The organism is Desulfocicer niacini, from assembly GCF_054657595.1.
The window spans coordinates 1-303 of record NZ_BAAHYK010000217.1; the positions used below are offsets into that span (position 1 = coordinate 1).

Consider the following 303-nt stretch of genomic DNA (forward strand, 5'->3'; position numbering starts at 1 on the left):
AAAAATCTCGTGAGAGGATTAACCCAGAGGAGACAGACAGCAAACATAACAAAACCTTTCCAATATTTGTTACGGCGTTCCCATCGGACTACCAGCCTTCTGTACTTTCGCTGTAGCCATGCGAAAGTTCTCTCGACCTTCCAACGATCAACCGGCTTATTGGGAGGTCTGCCTTTGGGCGGTTTTCGATTTTGCCATGACCGACGGGGGATCATGGGGGTAATTCCTCGGTGCCTGATGCGACCCCTCAATGTACGAGAGTCATATCCCTTGTCTCCTTGTATTGCATCAGGCCGTTTTCTG

The 303-nt window shown here is 49.5% G+C and carries 1 protein-coding gene; it reads right to left on the bottom strand.

Annotation, left to right across the window (positions count from 1 at the left end):
* Window positions 1–284 (bottom strand): transposase (locus tag ACYQ2M_RS25460; protein WP_459919200.1); only part of this gene is annotated, 284 nt, incomplete at its 3' end.
* Window positions 285–303: the final 19 nt, after the last annotated feature.